The following is an 18,497-nucleotide window of genomic DNA, read 5'->3' as shown; positions in this document are numbered from 1 at the left end:
CGACTAAAGAATCATTGGGCTAATTTGGACGGTTCAAGTACTTCCTTTACAATTTCCACGACCCGCTCTTGTTCTTCAAATGTCATACCCGAACCGGACGGCAAACATAAACCTTGTTCAAATAACATACTTGAAATGCTTTTATCGCCGCTTTCTGTAAAAAATGCTGCATTTTTAAAGACAGGCTGTAAATGTAATGGTTTCCATACTGGTCTGGACTCAATATTTTCTGCTTCTAACGCATTAATCACGTCACTGGATCGTACTCCATTGATTTTGTCGTCTATTGTTAATGCGGTAAGCCAGCGATTCCCCATCGTATCTTTTAATTCAGGCATGAAGGTAATGCCAGGAATGTTCCCTAAAGATTTTTTATAACGATCAAAAATTTCTCTCCGAACTTTAACACGGTCATCCAATACTTCTAATTGGGCACGGCCGATTCCAGCTAGAACATTGCTTAAACGATAGTTATATCCAATCGAGCTATGCTGATAATGAAGCGCTGCATCACGTGCTTGTGTAGATAGGAAGAGAGCCTTATGTAAGTATTCCTCGTTATTTGAAACCAGCATGCCCCCTCCAGAAGTTGTTATGATTTTATTTCCATTAAACGAATAAATCCCTATATCACCAAACGCTCCTGTTTGCTTCCCCTTGTAAGATCCACCAAGGGATTCGGCCGCATCCTCTATTAAAGCAACCTTATATTTCCCGCAAATGCTCTTGATCTCATCTACCTTTGCACTTTGTCCAAATAGGTGGACCAAAATTACAGCTTTTGGAATTCTCCGATTTTTCCTCGCATATTCCAAAGCCAGTTCCAATGCCTTAGGTGACATATTCCATGTATCAGATTCAGAATCTATAAAAACAGGCTTCGCACCTTGATAGATGATAGGATTTGCACTGGCTATAAAAGTTAATGAAGAACAGAATACAGTATCACCAGTGGTGACTCCCAATACTTGCAATGCCAAATGAATGGCCGCAGTTCCTGAACTTACTGCCAACGCTCCCTTAGTGCCCGCATATTTGGCAAATTCGTCTTCCAAAGCTTTTACGTTCGGTCCTAGTGGCGCTATCCAATTTGTCTCGAACGCTTGTCTAATGTACATTTGTTCATTCCCACTCATATGAGGAGGCGAAAGATACAATCTTTTATTCTCCATCCCACACACACTCCTTATTATATTATCCTAGCTGGGGACCCCATAGCGGTAGATGCATCAGAAATGTCTTTAATAACGGTTGACCCGGCACCAACCGTACACCATTCCCCTATCGTTATGCTTGGTATGACCGTAGATCCAGCTCCTATCAAGCTACCAGTTCCTACCTTGACAGCTCCTGTCAGGGTAGCACTTGGTGCTATATGGATATAGTCATCAAGATGGGTATCATGCTCAATGACTGAAGACGTATTAACAATGACGTGATTCCCCACTTTAGCGCCAGCGTTCAAGACGACATTAGGCATAATGACCGTTCCTTTACCTATCGAAACATTTTTACCCACTATAGCAGTTGGATGAATGACTGTCTCATAATCCATTACATCTAAATTCAGTTCGTTTACGATTTTTAATCTTAAATCGTTCCTGCCTATCGCAATAATTACCTTATATTCAAAATGAATAAATAAGCTTCTATAGCTTAAGATGGGGCCAAAATATACATTTCCTTTTCTTTTCAGCACTTCGTATTGATCATCTAAAATAGCCATGAGCCGATATTCACCCATTGCTTCAACAATATCTTGAACAACTTTTGAGTGCCCGCCCGCACCGATTATTACGATTTTCTTCAATTCAAATCACTTCTCACATCATCAAATTTGGGGTTTCCGTTTCCTCGAGATGGTAAACCTTAAATCAATATCATTCATCCCATTATCCAACAAATTTTTGGGTTGTGACATGTCCTTCCTGGGTAATGGCTTCTTGTTTACATACCTTAATCAAGGTATGGTATAAGATCTTCATATCCAGTAAAAAGGATTGATTTTCAACGTACCAGACATCAAGCTCAAACTTTTTCTCCCACGAGATTGCATTTCGCCCATTCACTTGGGCCCACCCCGTCATTCCAGGCCGGACATCATGCCTCCTTGCTTGTTCGGAAGTATATAATGGGAGATATTCCATTAATAATGGCCGTGGGCCTACAAAACTCACATCGCCTTTCATGACATTAAATAATTGAGGTAATTCATCTAAACTTAATTTTCTAAGCAATTTCCCAAAATCAGTTAATCTCTTCTCATCAGGAATCAAATCCCCTTTTTCATCTTTTTCATCTGTCATCGTTCTGAACTTATACAGATAAAATGGTTTGCCATTAAATCCTGGCCGCTCCTGCTTAAAAATGACAGGTGAACCTAATTTTAAACGGATTAGGATGACGATAAACAGCATAAGAAGTGAACAGGATATAAGCGCCAGACAAGATATCAAAAATTCAAAAGCCCGTTTCATTTTTTCCTCCCAAATTATCATTGTGTATCGTTATCAAGTAACGAAGGAATTCTTCAGATAGCTATACAGAATTCTAGTGATTAATTGAAAATTTCTTCGCATCTATTATTCTTACTTCTCTTTAACATTTTTTAAAAGGTGAATATATTGCCCAATTTCCTTCATTGAAAAACGCAAATCATCAAAATTGTGACACTTGCTTTACTTTTTCTGTTAATTGCTAACATCACCCGGATTTGAGGCATTTTCACGGTATGGGAATTTTGTTATTCTTCCTGTAATTCGCCAAATTCAGCATTCTATCTTTTAACGTTTCTTCGCTCATGTCTTCATATGTTGTGATAATCTCTTTTATCGCTTTCCAATTTACTTCTCTTGGTTTTCCAATATGGATTTGCGGGTAAATCTGATTCAAGTAAACTTCGTCTTCCCCAAGCAATTCTTCGTATAATTTTTCACCTGGCCGGATTCCAGTATAAGTTATTCCAATTTCTTCAACGCTGTAACCTGACAGTTGGATAAGCTTTTTAGCGAAATCGACAATTTTGACCGGTTCGCCCATATCAAGTACGAATACCTCTCCTCCTTTGGCCAGGACCCCTGCCTGGATGACTAATCTTGAAGCTTCCGGAATTGTCATGAAATAGCGAATCATATCCGGATGAGTGACTGTCAAAGGTCCCCCTTTTTTTATTTGTTTTTTAAAGAGTGGGATGACGCTGCCATTGCTGCCAAGGACATTTCCAAATCGGACCGTTACAAATTTAGTATGACTAGACAAACTCTTATACCAGATCATCATCTCGGCCAAACATTTAGAGGCACCCATTATACTTGTCGGATTTACGGCTTTATCTGACGAAACCATGACAAAAATATTAACCATGCCAGCCTCTGATGCCTCGGCAACATTCATCGTGCCTATCATGTTATTTTTCACCGCTTCTTTAGGGTTGGACTCCATAAGCGGTACATGTTTATGGGCGGCTGCATGGTAGACGATATTAGGCCGATGATGGTCGATTACCTGAAACATCCTCCGGCGGTCCTGAATGTCTGCAATTTCGGTCACGATCTCAATTGTATCTGCATAAGCCTCTCGCAATTCCAACTCGATCGCATAAATGCTGTTTTCACCATGCCCGAGCAATACAATTTTAGCTGGATTATACTTCATGATCTGACGACAGATTTCCGATCCAATTGAACCGCCGGCACCGGTTACTAAAATAGTGCTATCAACAATCTTTTCTAAAATCCCTTTATCATCAAGTTGAACGGGTAAGCGACCCAATAAGTCTTCCATCTGGATATCCTGCAATTGATTAATTGGAACCTTGCCTTGAACAATCGCTTCCAGGCTAGGGACAATTTGAGTCTTTTTGTAAGTTTTGGTGCATTCCGAAAATATGGAATTTATTTCTTCTCTTTTCAAAGAAGGAATCGCAATCACGATATGTTCGATCTTGTATTGTTCAACCACTTGAGAAATATCTTTTGTTGCTGCTACAACTGGTATATTGAAGATTTCTAAACTAAGCTTCGCTTTATCATCATCAACGAATGCAACCGGGACTAAGTCTATATTGCTGGATTTTAACAACCGACTCGTTATCATCGTCCCTGCAGACCCTGCTCCAACGATCAACGTTCTTTTTTTATTGGGTGATTGCTTAATGTATCGTTCAAAATAGATCCTCCATGCCAAACGTGAGCACCCAATCATGGCAATATATAGAATACAAGTAATGAAAAGCTCTCTAATATATAGAAAATGGGTAAAGTATAGCTGAAAGGCGGCAGTAATCGTAATAGAAAAGGCCGTTACTTTGAATATATTGAACATTTCCTTGATACTGGCGTATTCCCAAGCCTTTTTATAGAGTTTTAAATAAGCAGTGAAGAAATAATGACACATAAGCAAAATAAGTGTAATTGTCATTATAAATGCCGATATTTCATTATACGGATGTAATAACCAATAACTTAAAAATACAGCCGTCACAACAATCACAGCGTCCAGTAAGACTAATGTGAAAAGCCGGTTATAATATGTCAAATCTACTTCTCCCCATATTAATATTTTTAGTCAAACAAGAGTTCTTTAACTTTCATCCCGTACAAAACATTCTCGGCATTTTCATTAAAGGCATCGACTATTTCTTGACCGAAATTCTTCTCAATCAACTTATGTGCTTCCCTGAGTTGAAAACCTCTGTTTCCAACATTATGAGCATCTGATGCAATAAAATGAGTAAGACCTGATTGAACTAAATATTTGGAAAACCTTTTTGTTCTCCAGCCGAATTTGCCCGTGATGCTCCCTGCAGTTATTTGTGAATAAGCACCCTTCCAAATCAGTTCTTTTAGAAGTTGCGGATTTTTTATTATTTCCAAATTCCGCTCTGGATGAGCAATGATCGGTGTCATCCTTTTCATTTGCAGATCATAAATTAATCGTTCCGTATACACTGGCACATGGTTTGAAGGCAGTTCGAGAAGGATGTACTGCGAACCATTCAAGCACATGATTTCATTATTGTCATAATCATCCGAAAGTTCATCGGATATCCTTATTTCCTGCCCAGGCCATACTTTTAGCGGGATATCCAGGTCATCTAGCACTAGGTTTAATTTTGCTGTTTCATTCACGACTATTTCCTTATCATTTTCATATATCCCCTTATTATAATGAGGGGTTGCTATGATGTTGGAAATTCCTTGTTCTACAGCTTTTCTCGCCATTTCTATACTTTCATGGATATCTCCAGCACCATCATCCATCTTCGGTAAAATATGGCTATGAATATCAATCATCGTTATCCCTCTTTTTCCTAACCACGAATGCTAAACTTATACAACTTCCAAACTACTTATTTTATTTACCATAGTAGTAGTATTCGTCAGGATATTTTTGTTTTTTCTTATTTAGGATTGCACCCAAAAGCTTTGCATTTGCATTCTCAAGTAATTCCTTCGCTTTTTGTGCTTGCTGTATTTCAGTGCTTCCGCTGCTCACCACCAAAACCACGCCGTCTGTCATACTCGCTAATACTTGAGCATCTGTGACTGCATTAACAGGCGGTGTGTCCAGAATTACTAAATCATAATTTAGCTTTGCTTCATCCAGCACTGTCACCATTCCGTTAGACCCAAGCAACTCCGATGGGTTTGGGGGGATTGGCCCACTTGTCAGCACATCTAAATTAGGGTAAAAGGAAGGTTGTACAGCATCGAGTAATTGTTTTTGCTTTGATATGATATTCGTTAACCCCAAGTAGTTCTCCATATTAAAGTTAGTATGAACACTAGGCTTTCTCAAATCTGCATCTATGATGAGAACGCGTTTCCCTTGCTGAGCAAAAACTGCTGCGACATTGATTGAAGTCGTCGATTTTCCTTCACCTGCATTTGCAGAGGTGAAAATCATCGTCTTTATGTCTTTTTCCACAGCGGAAAATTGAAGGTTCGTTCGAATTGTCCTATATTGCTCCACAACAGGTGACTTCGATTTCAACATGGAAATACTGCTTCTTTTTTTAATCTCCGTCTTTTTATGCCGTTTATCGCGTGTCAAGCTTTTCACCTCTTGAGGTTGTAATTACACTATCATTTCCGTTTTTTTTTATTTTCCATTAAATTCACGATGCCTAGCATCGGAATCTTTAAATGTTCTTCAATATCAGACTCAACTTTGATTGTTTTGTCGAAAAATTCGATCATTAATGTAAGAAATAAACTTATGATTAACCCTGCAAAACATGCAACGATCGTATTCATGATCGGGTTCGGTTTTATAGGTGAGGAATTATCTCCTATAGTTGCTTTGGATAAGACATTGACATTGTCCACATTCATAAGCGTTTTTATTTCATCTTGGAATATGTCCGTAATTGCACTGGCGACACTAACGGTAATTTTAGGGTCAGCACCCTCAACTTTAATGGTGAAAATTTGTGAATTCCCATTACTTACAATTTTGATTTGTTCCGATAATGCTGTATTTGATATATCAAGATTCAGTCGTTCTTTGACTTTTTCTAACATCATCGGACTTTTTATGATTTCGCTGTACGTTTCAATCAATTGAATATTGGTTTGAATCTCACCTACATTGTAAAGTTCTGACTTTTCTTTAGATTGATTGACTAAGATTTGTGTAGAAGCTTGGTAAACAGGTGAAAGAATGAAAAAGCTAACGATTCCCGTCATTGCCGTTAATAAGGTTGTGATGATAATAATGAGCACGATGCGTTTTTTCACCATTTGAAAAAGATCTTTTATATTGAGTGTCTCCGCCATTCAATCAACTCCAATCCATCTTTAAACCTTTTCGTTTGTCACTTTTTTTGTTCTCGGCCTATAATTTTATGACCTTATCAGAAAGCAATCCATTTTCCTCCATCACATTTTTGGAATCGAATATTAATGAAGCATGATCATGGACACTTTTCCAGTCAAAACAATTGTGTGGTGTTCCGATGACAACTAAATCGGCTTTTTGAAGAATGGCAGCATCGTATTTTTCCACCTGTAGAACCTGTTCATTGATTCGGATTTCTTTTGCATAGGGTTCGATTACGGTTAGATTCTGGACCTTGTTTTGTAATCGTTCAAGTAAGCGGACGACCGGGCTTTCCCTTAAATCACCAATATCACTTTTGTAAGTTGCACCTAAAACCACAATATGTGAGTGTTTCATGAGCTTGTCATTGGCTGCAAGCAATTCAAGTAAGCGGTTATATGAATAGTGAACCATTCCATCATTGATATCCCCTGCCAGTTCAATCATTTTTGTCCGATGACCATGTTCTTTTGCCTTATAGAGCAAGTAGTATGGATCTACCGGAATGCAATGTCCCCCGACACCAATGCCTGGGGTGAATTTCATGAACCCGTATGGTTTTGAAGAAGCCGCATTGATTGTTTCCCATATATCAATTTCCAACTCATTGCATAGTACCGTCATTTCATTGACCAAAGCCATGTTAATCCATCGAAAAGTGTTCTCAAAGATTTTGCTTAATTCTGCAACACGAACCCCCTTAACACGATGAGCTGTCGAACCGATGAACTTGCACGCTAGGTCTGTACAGGTTTCCGTCATCCCCCCAATAACTTTTGGCGTGTTGCTTATATTAAAACTTTTATTTCCTGGATCTATTCTTTCCGGGGAATAAGCTACAAAAAGGTTCTCACCTATCACATATCCCCTATCTGTCAATGGTGTACAGATATACTCTTCTGTCGTTCCTGGGTATGTTGTACTTTCCAAAATAACCATTGTACCTTCATTCGCATGTTCAGCGACAATGTTCCCTACATCCCTCACATACGAGATATCAGGTTCCTTCAACTTATTAACTGGGGTCGGGACACAAATCAAAAGGACATTCATGTCTCCTAGCTGCTTCATATCCGTCGTCGCTGTAAACCGCTTTTGGTTTATCAAATCTCTAAGCCCGTCATTATCTACATCATTGATATAGTTGATTCCGCTATTTAAACTTTCCACTTTTGTCTCAGAGACATCGAATCCTGTCACCGTATAACCTTTAGATGCATAATGACAAGCTGTCGGGAGACCAACATAACCCAATCCAATCACTCCGACTTTAGCGGTCTTGTTCTTTAATTCTCTTTGCAGAGCAGATTTGTGCGAGTATTGGGCAGTATTTTTTTGTTGCTGCCTTTCTTGCGTTGTCGCTGTTATCATGATTCAACTCCTCCATTTCCTTATCAGAACATAACGAACATTTAAATTATTAGGCCACAATGAAAATTCACTACAAAAAACCAGCAAATTCCTAACGCTATCTTTCTTAATCAGCAAAGTTGACCAGATACATCATTTTTTATGAATGAAATACATACCTAGAGTTCCGCCTTGAAAAGTCGCCTTGTAAGTTTCCCGTTAATTTTTATCGTCAGCATTAATAAATTATCATAATTATTTTTGTTGCTGGTTCCAGATTTCGAATGAAGCGTTCTGTTTTTGATTCATCTACCCTATTTAACCAGAATCACCTGTTCTTTTGACATGAGTTACAAGTGCATGGTTAGGGTAAAACTCTGTTTTTAGCCAAAACACCTATTTTCATAATTAAATATCTCATTTTGATTCAAAACTTAATCCCACGCATTTCACATTTATAATGGACGTCCCTCAAAATAAATTAGCAATCAGCTGATAAAAACGAACATAGTCTTTTTCTATCCATACTCCATTCTTCATATCGTTCAGGAAATACAAATCCCCCGATTGATGACCTTTAACCAGGGGGCCATTCATCGGGGGAACTCCAATGTTCAGTCAAAATGTAAATAACATACTACTTTTCAGATTCGTCCTCTGTCATGTCCTTCACTTTGTTAATAGTCCATTCCTGCTTATCTTTCGTTTCAGTATTTTCATACTGCACCTTGTAAGGTCCCTTTCATTCAATCACATAGTACCCATTACCTTTTACACTTTTTCCAGGAGCCAGTTTCGTGCCTAGATTATCTCCTGGATAGATACGTAGTTTTTTATCCTCTTGATTCCATACCGACATTTCAAAAACGTCTACAAATTTTTCTTCTGCCGTTTTATTAGTTGCCTTCAGCTGTAACTGTAAAACTTTTTTTCCTTTTTGATCTGGATGCTCGAGCTGCAATGCTTCTTCAATCCCAATACTTACGCCAGATACGGTCTTCTCTTGTCCTGTTTCTTTTTTATCCGTTTCGTCCTTAGTAGAAGTATTCGTTTGCTTTTGCATTTCTTTCTGGACTTCCTTTTCTCCTGACATGCAGCCTGTCAAAAATATACTTAATGTAAATATACAGATTCCAATACTTCTGAACCTTCTCTTCAATATCATGATTCCACTCCTTTTAAAAAATATAAACCCTTCTTAAAGAGAGATTCTTCAGTACCTTTTATCTCATTTAAAAATTGGACTTCTTTCCTTGTAACGAAAAAATACTCAAACACTTTAAGAAGCGTTTTCAAACATGTAAGAAGGACCCACTTCCAATAGGAGAGGCCTTCTTACATCATTATCGAATTGATTATTTCACTACTGTTTTTGCTATTTCTCCCCCAACTACTAGAGGTCCATTGTCAACTTCAATGACATCTCCTGCTTGCAATCTTCGAGTAACCCCATTTTCATCCACAATAAACCGGCTGTAAATTTGGTAACTTCCATCTGGATTAATGAATCCTGCCCCAGTCTGAGTTAGAGACACTGTTCTCTGCGCTATTCCATTCACTAGCAAACGGAGACTCTTAGTTCCCTCCGATGCCTTGCCCGTAACATGATCGGCATTAGGAGCTACAGGATTCACCTGCAGTTTCTCCGCTTCCTTGATTACCGTAGTATGAGCCTGTAGGTTCGATGGAGTCCGAACACCGTAGTCAACCGTTACGATATCGCCTACTTGTAGGGTTTTATTATTTCCATTCTCATCTACTCCTACATACTTACTGTATATACTGAATGTTCCATCTTCATTGACAGGTGCCGTACGCAGTGCTTCGCCATTTACCAATAAGCGAACGATAGTTGCCCCTTCAGGAGCAGTTCCAGTTATAACCTCTGCAATTGGGTACACAGGATTGATCTTTACAGGTTCACTTGGCATAAACTGTACTACCCTGACAGATGAACTCTCGCTGACATTCCCAGCCGCGTCGGTAAGGGTAACAGTAATAACCGTATGGACTGGTTGATTTGGAATCTCAACCCTGAATTTCCCTTCAGGACCTACAACTCCGGTATATTTCTTGGAATTAATGGTGACGGTCACATTTGCTTCAGGTTCACCGCTTCCTGTTACCTCTTTACTGTTTGTTGTAACCTCATTCAATTTCGGTGCATCTGGAGCCGTTATATCTTTATCCAATAAATCTTGCGCTTTGTTCAATAAATCTTGAAGACGGTCTTTTTCTGCACCATCAGGAAGCTTATTGACCGCTTCTTGGGCTTCGTCAATCGCCCCTTGATCCGTCGTGTCTTCCAATGTATCGAACTTATCGTCCGTGAACAGATCTTCCACTTTGTTCTTTGCATCGGTTAGATCTTTTTCTGCTTGTTCTTTTTTGTTCAATAGATCTTGCGCTTTGTTCAATAAGTCTTGCAGACGGTCTTTTTCTGCACCTTCCGGAAGTTTATTGACCGCTTTTTGGGCTTCGTCAATCGCCCCTTGATCCGTCGTGCCTTCCAATGTATCGAACCTATCGTCCGTGAACAGATCTTCCACTTTGTTCTTTGCATCGGTTAGATCTTTTTCTGCTTGTTCTTTTTTGTTCAATAAATCTTTCGCTTTGTTCAATAAGTCTTGAAGACGGTCCTTTTCTGCACCTTCAGGAAGCTTATTGACCGCTTCTTGGGCTTCGTCAATCGCCCCTTGATCCGTCGTGTCTTCCAATGTATCGAACTTATCGTCCGTGAACAGATCTTCCACTTTATTCTTCGCATCGGTTAGGTCTTTTTCTGCTTGTTCTTTTTTGTTCAATAAATCTTGCGCTTTGTTCAATAAGTCTTGAAGACGGTCTTTTTCTGCACCTTCAGGAAGCTTATTGACCGCTTTTTGGGCTTCGTCAATCGCCCCTTGATCTGTCGTTCCTTCCAATGTATCGAACTTACCGTCCGTGAACAGATCTTCCACTTTGTTCTTCGCATCGGTTAGGTCTTTTTCTGCTTGTTCTTTTTTGTTCAATAAATCTTGCGCTTTGTTCAATAAGTCTTGAAGACGGTCTTTTTCTGCACCTTCAGGAAGCTTATTGACCGCTTTTTGGGCTTCGTCAATCGCCCCTTGATCTGTCGTTCCTTCCAATGTATCGAACTTACCGTCCGTGAACAGATCTTCCACTTTGTTCTTCGCATCGGTTAGGTCTTTTTCTGCCTGCCCATCTACATCTTTTCCTAATTCAATCTTTTTTGTTTTACTAAATTCAATATTGAAATTCTCTGGATTGCCACCAATTGATTGAGCTACGTTATATTTATATATACCTTGCCAAGTAAGATTGCCACCGGATTTGCCCACATGACTATTTGCAGGATCGCCTGTCGGACTCGTCCAGAGCTTTAACATGCCTGTATCCATACTCATCGTAAGGGAGGTGCTTAAATTATTTAATGCTTGTTTTTTCACTGAGGACAAGACAACATTCTCAGGAGTATTAAAATCAATGGTGGTTGGTTTATTTTCCACTTCCAAAGCATGACCGTCTTCTGTAGTTACATGGAGTTTTGCTTGATTATTGATCTGTGCCGGTCCATAAAGCGAAACCATTGGGTATGAATCCGTACCAGATCTATTCATCTGTACATCTGCACCGGCATCCACGTTAAATGACTTAAACTTCCCAGATTCGGTAACTCCTTTTTTTCCATCAATCTCTAGCTTTGCATTAGCCCCAATGGAAAAATCTGCATCACCGCCTGTTGCATAAAATATTCCATACCCGCTCTTACTTGTAAAAATTTTCACATTCGCATTTGGTGCGATCTTAAATTGAGGTTCTTTTGAAATCGACCAAATAAGAGCATGGCCACTATTATGGCTAATATGAGTTTCACCATCAATTTCCACACTTCCAGTTTCCGCCATCTCGTGCGTTATGGATGAGCCTGATACTGCATTATCCTGAATATAAATGTCGTTTACTCCTTTGAAAACAGCTTTCCCGTTACGGTTCCAGATTAATTGTGGCCCATTGTAGTTTACATTTTCGAATATTTGCTCTACATTTTTTGTTACATCATGTATTGTAATGAGACCGTAATAGTTCTTCCCTTTAATATTTACGTTTTTTACATGGACACTGCTTAAAATATTACCGTTGGCATAAATACCGCCTTTTGATCCTGTTGACCCTGTTTCCGTTATTATATGGTTATTACCTTCGATCACGATTTCCGATTTTGCCGGGTGAATTTTAATCGCTCCGCTGATATCAATGTTTTGTCCAAGATGGATCGCAGTAATTCCGTTATCCGTTTCTAAGGCTGCCTTCAACTCTTGAAAATTATTGACGACTGCTTCATTTACCATCATTTTTGAAGCTGCTTTCCCAGAAGATTGAGTTTCGTTTGTTTGTGTACGAGCTTCTTGATTTTTCACCCCAGACTCTTGTGAATTCGAACTTTCCTCATTCTTTGGTGTGGATAGTTCTTCTGCAAAACCTGCACTTGGCATTAATAGAGAACTTGCTAATAGAAATGATGTTGTCATAACGTTAATAGGTTTTAACATTTTACTTTTCTTCATAAAAGAAACGCTCCTCTAAAAAAAAATTTTACTTACAAGATCAATAATACTTTTTTTCGAGAAGTACCTCGTTCCAATAATGATCCATAAAAAATCATTTTAGGAACCACATTTGGGCATTAAACGTCAATTTTAATGTGATTATTTTCATTTATGGTGATGAGTTCCATCGGGTGAAATGATCCTGCATTTTATAAAAGCAGGTCCTCTCATCAAATCTCCTCGTTTAAATTCCATAAAATTTAATGATTCTTTTAGGGCTACAATCATTATGGTTACATAACTAAAAAAATGTGATAAAAGAAACCATCGGTTCCGTCTTATCACATTTACGCATGAAAGGATTTATCATTTACATTCCCTGAAGAGTTTCTTCTATTTTTCTTATAGCTCATTGTCATAACGTTCCGTCGGATTACATGAACATATATATCACCTAACGCACTTGGTACACGCCATAGAACCTTTCACCGTAATCTCCTTACATACCACTTTTACTTTTATTCACCCTTTTTTCCATGGGCACTTTTAAGAAAGGATAGTGAAGTTATTAAAATGAGGGTGATTTTCAGCGTATTTATTTCCTGTTTATTTAATAAAAGATACATCAGAAGTAAGACTAAAAAGGCTTGAATAAAATAGATCCTGTATTTCAATAGAGTGAACCAAGTTTGTGACACCCATAGTAATAAAAAGTTATATTGCTTCGACATCATCTTTCTCCTTTATCATGATGTTGATATTATCCAGATTTAGATTCTGGCATCATTATATACAAAAAGGCTAGTGTCGGTATTTCATAAAGTAAAATCATTCGTTCAGAAAAGAAATGCAGTCCATTCTTCATTGGATTTCGAAAAAGCAGGTGCAGATTAGGGGGCGGCTGATTTTACTACCGAAGAACTAGCGTTGGATTAAATGGCATAAGGATAAAAAGGAGGAGTGGGCATAGCAAATAAAATCGAATGGCTACTGAGTAAAACAGACCTACTAATATTCAATTCACCTGTACTTTTTATTTCTTAAAGGACCGAAAAAATTACTCATAAAAAACCAGCCTGCCCCCTGGGATCATAGGGAACAGGCTGCCAGAGGGGTTATCAAAGGCACAATGTTTTGGAACCGCTCAGAGTATGGGTCTTCTGCAATGGGGTTTTTGGGAAGGATCCTCACTGCTACTTTATTTTATAATATATTCCAAGTCATAACGTTTCAAAAATGAAATGAGATAAACCATTTTTTATATTGCGCCTTCCCGTAAGAAGTTATCTTAGCAGGTGAAGAAGGGGTGGAACGGAGTGTCATGAACGAAAACCGTAACTTCATATCATGAATTAATGAGCGAATGCTATTCATCTGCCTCATAGGGAGATTTTTTTAGAATCCTTCGATTAGTCACCAACTTGAACTGAATGATTTTAAATCAGATTAATCGATAAATAAAAAAAGATTGTAGAGAGAATGACGCTTCCCTACAATCCAGAACAAGCTAACTTATTTCTTTAAGCATACTTCTTACTTTCCTCGTCTTTAAAAAAGCTCTTCATTGCATGGAAAACGTCAGCCTTTTGTTTAAGGATATAGTACCTGAATTTTTCATTATCGATGTTCTTATAAGCTGTCATCAATGTCGAATGACGATTGTATTGATTGACTTCCCCGTATCCGAACATATTGGAAACCTTCATGAGTTCTTCAACAAGCTTAACGCAGCGGACGTTATCGGATGTTAGGTTATCACCATCGGAAAAGTGAAACGGATAGATATTAAACTTCGCGGGGTCATATTTATGATCAATAAGTTCTAATGCTTTTCGGTATACGGACGAACAAATCGTACCGCCGCTTTCCCCTTTTGAAAAGAAATCCTCTTCCGGAACAACTTTCGCTTCTGTATGATGGGCTATAAACTCGATTTCCACCGTTTCATATTTTGTCCGCAAGAAGCGGTTCATCCAAAAGAAAAAGCTTCGAGCCATATATTTTTCCCATAACCCCATGCTTCCGGAAGTATCCATCATTGCCAGTACAACTGCTTTGGAATCAGGTTTCTGAATCTCATTCCAAGTTTTGAATTTAAAATCTTCCTTATAAATAGGATGAAAACCTGGGTCCCCCCTTAAAGCGTTCCGTTTGAAAGCCGATATCATTGTTTTCTTTTTGTCGATATTTCCCATTAGGCCTGTCTTGCGGATATCGTTGAATTCGATGTGTTCAAGCGTGTGCTCCGCGTGTTCTTTCTTCTGAAGATTAGGGAGTTCCAATTGGCTGAACAGGGCTTCCTCCAATTCCATCATCGATACTTCGGCTTCATAATAATCCTCGCCAGCCTTGTCACCTGCACCCTGGCCCTTACCAGCCCCGGCATCGGACGGTGAGCCATCCCTCGCGACTACATCCCCCACTTTACTGTCTCCATCGCCTTGCCCTACATGTTTGTTTTTATCATAGTTATAACGAATTTTGTATTCATCCAAGGAGCGAATGGGAATCTTGATAACATCCCGGCCATTGGACATCACGATGCTTTCTTCTGAAATTAGATCAGGCAAATTATTCTTGATCGCTTCCTGCACCTTTTCCTGATGACGTTGTTGATCATCATAGCCTTTCCGATGGAGGGACCAATTTTCCTGTGAGATAACATACTGTTGATTACTCTCTTCCGACATTCTCTTCCCCCCTTAAAAATGTTTGCACGCTTTTCATCATTCCTTCATATAATAAATTAGTGTGGGAAAGCCCACATCATTCCGGTTTTCCAATCAAAAATACAGTGCGAAAAAACGGATTAAAAGAAAAGTATTACTCTATCTTATGCAGCGATGCTGGATAATTTACAACAAAATTCAATAATGGACGTTTACCTACGAACTAGACAAGTCCTGACATGGGCATTAGATGCCCTTTAAAGTTTTTTTAAAAATGCCACTGCAAAATAAATATTTCAAGAAAACGAACAGACCTGATGATCTTCAGGTCTGTTCGCTTTAAGCGGGTTTCATTTTTCGGATAATAGGATTATTAAAATGCCAGCGTAATTAATGAAATACAACAAAAAGGGTGCACCAGCAGTTTTTCTGGACACCCTTTTACACAGATAGAAGGATTCTGGTTGTGATATTCGTCAATCTTCATCTTCCTCTATTTCATGTTGAACTGTACCTGGGCGTTTATCCCACTCTTTCAATTCTTCATTCGTCCTTTGATTTTCCATCTGCTTTCCAAGTTCTTTCATCTCTTCATAATCCTTAGCCATGGAGCTATTTTCCGGAACATGTTCTTTTTTCAATTCCTCTTTACTCATTTGCCATCACCTCTACTTATTGATACCCAATATTTCCAAATCCAAAACGTAACATATCCAATGGAAATATGGGGTATAGATAAGACATTATGAGCTAATGTAAGGAGGTGCAAGAAGTATGCAAACAACTACCCTTTATGTAAAGGAAGCAACGTCAGAAGGTCCGATTTTAAATCTGGAGTCCATACTTTTGAAAACGGAAGGTGTGGAACGAGCGATCATCGATGTTGATGATGGGGAAATTAAAATCGATCATAGCGAAGAAAAACTATCACCGAATCAACTTATTACACTTATTGAACAGTATGGTTTGAATGTAACTAAATAGAAATTAAAGCACCGGACTCCCTCCATTCAGAAGGGCCCGGTGCTTTAATCTTTGCCTTCTATAATCACCCTTTAACAAAAGATGCATGATTTCAGGGGATTCAGAAGTCCACCTTTCTTTTATTTACCTTCCGCAAAAGGCAATAAACCCCTGCCCGATTGGGGCAGGGGCAAAAAAGTATGGATTACCGATTTAACAAGCTTCCCACATAGCGCAGCAAATCATTGGCTGAGGTGGAATTATAACCGTGCTCGTCGATAAGTCTCGTGATGACCTCGTTCACTTTCTTCAGTTGCCTTTCGTCTGGTGTCTTCGTTGAAGTAGTGATCTTTACGACATCCTTCAAATCAGCAAATAGTTTTTTCTGGATTGCTTCCCGTAAACGATCATGGGAATTATAATCGAATCTCTTACCTTTACGCGCATATGCAGAAATGCGAATCAATATTTCTTCGCGGAATGCTTTTTTTGCATTCTCGGAAATTCCAATTTGCTCTTCAATCGAGCGCATCAGTTTTTCATCTGGATTGATTTCTTCCCCAGTCAATGGATCACGCAGCCTTGATTTATTGCAGTATGCTTCGACATTGTCCAGATAATTATCCATGAGGATCTTCGCCGACTCTTCATATGAATAGACAAATGCCTTTTGGACTTCATTTTTTGCAATGGCATCGTATTCTTTACGTGCCAGTGAAATGAAATTCAAATACCTCTCCCGAAGTTCGTTCGTAATGGACGGATGCTGGTCAAGACCTGCTTTTAATGACATAAGTACATCCAACGCATTAATGGACGGGTTTTCCTTACGAATGATCGTAGAGGAAATCCGGTTAATTACGTAACGCGGATCGATTCCGCTCATGCCTTCGTCCTGATATTCTTTTTTCAATTCATTGATGTCTGCGGAATTAAATCCTTCGACATTTTCCCCATCATAAAGCCTCATCTTTTTCACTAAATCGATATCGCCCTTTTTGGGATCCTTCAATCGTGTCATGATGCTGAAGATTGCCGCCACCCTTAATGTATGCGGAGCTATATGAACATCCGAGACATCACTTTCACGGATCATTTTTTCATAAATCTTTTCTTCTTCGGTAACCTTCAGATTATATGGAATCGGCATGACAATGATACGGGAATGCAATGCTTCATTTTTCTTATTGGAAATGAACGCTTTATACTCCGTTTCATTCGTATGGGCCACAATGAGTTCATCGGCACTGATCAATGCAAAACGTCCTGCCTTAAAATTCCCCTCTTGTGTCAATGATAGCAAATGCCATAAGAACTTCTCATCACATTTCAGCATCTCCTGGAACTCCATCATCCCGCGGTTCGCCTTGTTCAGCTCACCATCAAAACGATAGGCCCGCGGATCTGATTCGGATCCGTATTCGGCAATGGTCGAAAAATCGATGCTGCCCGTCAAATCAGCGATATCCTGTGATTTTGGGTCTGAAGGACTGAACGTTCCAATTCCAACACGCTTATCCTCCGAAAGGAAAATACGCTCGACCATCACATCTTCAATCCTGCTTCCATACTCCTGTTCTAACCTCATTACATTCAGCGGCGATAGGTTTCCTTCTATCCTTATTCCATATTCTTCAAAAAAATCATCCCGTAAATATTGAGGAATGAGATGCAGTGGATCTTCATGCATCGGGCATCCTTTTATTGCATAAATGGCACCAGTGTCTTTTAATGAATAATTTTCAAGTCCACGCTTCAGTAAAGAAACGAGTGTGGACTTCCCGCCTGACACAGGACCCATTAGAAGCAATATCCGCTTACGGACATCGAGCCGCTTTGCCGCCGGATGGAAATATTCCTCGATGAGCCTTTCCAGTGAATCTTCAAGGCCAAACAACTGACCGCTGAAAAAATTGTATTTCTTTGTCCCATTTACTTCCTCTATCCCTGCATCTCTGATCATGTTGTATACACGTGAATGAGCAGATTGAGCAACTAAAGGCGTTTCTTTCAATATTTCTAAGTACTCTGCGAAGGTGCCTTCCCACTTCAGCTTCTGTTCATCTTCTCTAAATTTTTCGATTTTCTTTAAAATATCCATTAAGGAACCTCCCCCTGTCACTTTCAGAGAATACTTAAATCTATG

General features: G+C 39.0%; 15 protein-coding genes. 1 reads left to right on the top strand and 14 read right to left on the bottom strand.

From position 1 onward, the window contains the following. Positions 1 to 11 precede the first annotated feature (11 nt). The 13 genes from ACQKMF_RS00840 to ACQKMF_RS00780 all read right to left on the bottom strand — a co-directional run bounded on the left by ACQKMF_RS00840 (position 12) and on the right by ACQKMF_RS00780 (position 16,044). On the bottom strand, positions 12 to 1,172 hold the full coding sequence (locus ACQKMF_RS00840; RefSeq protein WP_427571357.1) for a DegT/DnrJ/EryC1/StrS family aminotransferase: 1,161 nt from the start codon (positions 1,170 to 1,172) through the stop codon (positions 12 to 14). 17 nt (positions 1,173 to 1,189) lie between these two features. Next, complete coding sequence (locus tag ACQKMF_RS00835) at positions 1,190 to 1,810, bottom strand: acetyltransferase (RefSeq protein WP_427571355.1); 621 nt, start codon at positions 1,808 to 1,810, stop codon at positions 1,190 to 1,192. An 82-nt stretch (positions 1,811 to 1,892) separates the two neighbouring features. After that, positions 1,893 to 2,477, bottom strand: a complete 585-nt coding sequence (locus tag ACQKMF_RS00830) for a sugar transferase (RefSeq protein WP_427571353.1) — start codon at positions 2,475 to 2,477, stop codon at positions 1,893 to 1,895. A 247-nt stretch (positions 2,478 to 2,724) separates the two neighbouring features. Then, entirely contained in the window at positions 2,725 to 4,536 is a 1,812-nt protein-coding gene (locus ACQKMF_RS00825) for a polysaccharide biosynthesis protein (RefSeq protein WP_101223349.1), read from the bottom strand. A 26-nt stretch (positions 4,537 to 4,562) separates the two neighbouring features. Further along, the gene (locus tag ACQKMF_RS00820) at positions 4,563 to 5,294 is read right to left on the bottom strand and encodes a tyrosine-protein phosphatase (protein WP_427571351.1); all 732 of its coding nucleotides are present in this window, start codon (positions 5,292 to 5,294) and stop codon (positions 4,563 to 4,565) included. A 61-nt stretch (positions 5,295 to 5,355) separates the two neighbouring features. Continuing rightward, complete coding sequence (locus ACQKMF_RS00815) at positions 5,356 to 6,063, bottom strand: CpsD/CapB family tyrosine-protein kinase (RefSeq protein ID WP_427571349.1); 708 nt, start codon at positions 6,061 to 6,063, stop codon at positions 5,356 to 5,358. A gap of 23 nt (positions 6,064 to 6,086) precedes the next feature. Then, a complete protein-coding gene (locus ACQKMF_RS00810; RefSeq protein ID WP_101223351.1) occupies positions 6,087 to 6,779 on the bottom strand; it encodes a YveK family protein in 693 nt (230 codons plus the stop codon). A gap of 58 nt (positions 6,780 to 6,837) precedes the next feature. Beyond that, complete coding sequence (locus tag ACQKMF_RS00805) at positions 6,838 to 8,193, bottom strand: nucleotide sugar dehydrogenase (RefSeq protein ID WP_427571346.1); 1,356 nt, start codon at positions 8,191 to 8,193, stop codon at positions 6,838 to 6,840. A gap of 450 nt (positions 8,194 to 8,643) precedes the next feature. Then, positions 8,644 to 8,769 (bottom strand): hypothetical protein, encoded by a 126-nt coding sequence (locus tag ACQKMF_RS00800; protein WP_402939819.1) that lies wholly within the window; start codon positions 8,767 to 8,769, stop codon positions 8,644 to 8,646. Between the two features lie 145 nt (positions 8,770 to 8,914). Next, positions 8,915 to 9,337, bottom strand: coding sequence for a hypothetical protein (locus ACQKMF_RS00795; RefSeq protein ID WP_427571344.1), 423 nt, complete (start codon positions 9,335 to 9,337; stop codon positions 8,915 to 8,917). A 190-nt stretch (positions 9,338 to 9,527) separates the two neighbouring features. After that, on the bottom strand, positions 9,528 to 12,737 hold the full coding sequence (locus ACQKMF_RS00790) for a toxin Cry1Ac domain D-VI-related protein (protein ID WP_427571342.1): 3,210 nt from the start codon (positions 12,735 to 12,737) through the stop codon (positions 9,528 to 9,530). A 1,502-nt stretch (positions 12,738 to 14,239) separates the two neighbouring features. Further along, the gene (gene yhbH, locus ACQKMF_RS00785; RefSeq protein ID WP_101223356.1) at positions 14,240 to 15,409 is read right to left on the bottom strand and encodes a sporulation protein YhbH; all 1,170 of its coding nucleotides are present in this window, start codon (positions 15,407 to 15,409) and stop codon (positions 14,240 to 14,242) included. A 455-nt stretch (positions 15,410 to 15,864) separates the two neighbouring features. Next, on the bottom strand, positions 15,865 to 16,044 hold the full coding sequence (locus ACQKMF_RS00780; RefSeq protein ID WP_098370934.1) for a hypothetical protein: 180 nt from the start codon (positions 16,042 to 16,044) through the stop codon (positions 15,865 to 15,867). A gap of 118 nt (positions 16,045 to 16,162) precedes the next feature. Between ACQKMF_RS00780 and ACQKMF_RS00775 the strand changes: the two genes are divergently transcribed. Beyond that, positions 16,163 to 16,372, top strand: a complete 210-nt coding sequence (locus ACQKMF_RS00775; protein ID WP_034315156.1) for a metal ABC transporter ATPase — start codon at positions 16,163 to 16,165, stop codon at positions 16,370 to 16,372. Between the two features lie 184 nt (positions 16,373 to 16,556). Here the strand turns inward: ACQKMF_RS00775 and ACQKMF_RS00770 are convergent, their stop codons facing one another. Next, complete coding sequence (locus ACQKMF_RS00770) at positions 16,557 to 18,452, bottom strand: PrkA family serine protein kinase (RefSeq protein ID WP_101223357.1); 1,896 nt, start codon at positions 18,450 to 18,452, stop codon at positions 16,557 to 16,559. Positions 18,453 to 18,497: the final 45 nt, after the last annotated feature.

Source organism: Peribacillus sp. NPDC101480, from assembly GCF_050277335.1.
GTDB lineage: Bacteria > Bacillota > Bacilli > Bacillales > DSM-1321 > Peribacillus.
The sequence above is the reverse complement of the archived record's forward strand: the minus strand, read 5'-3'. Positions and strand labels throughout refer to the sequence as shown.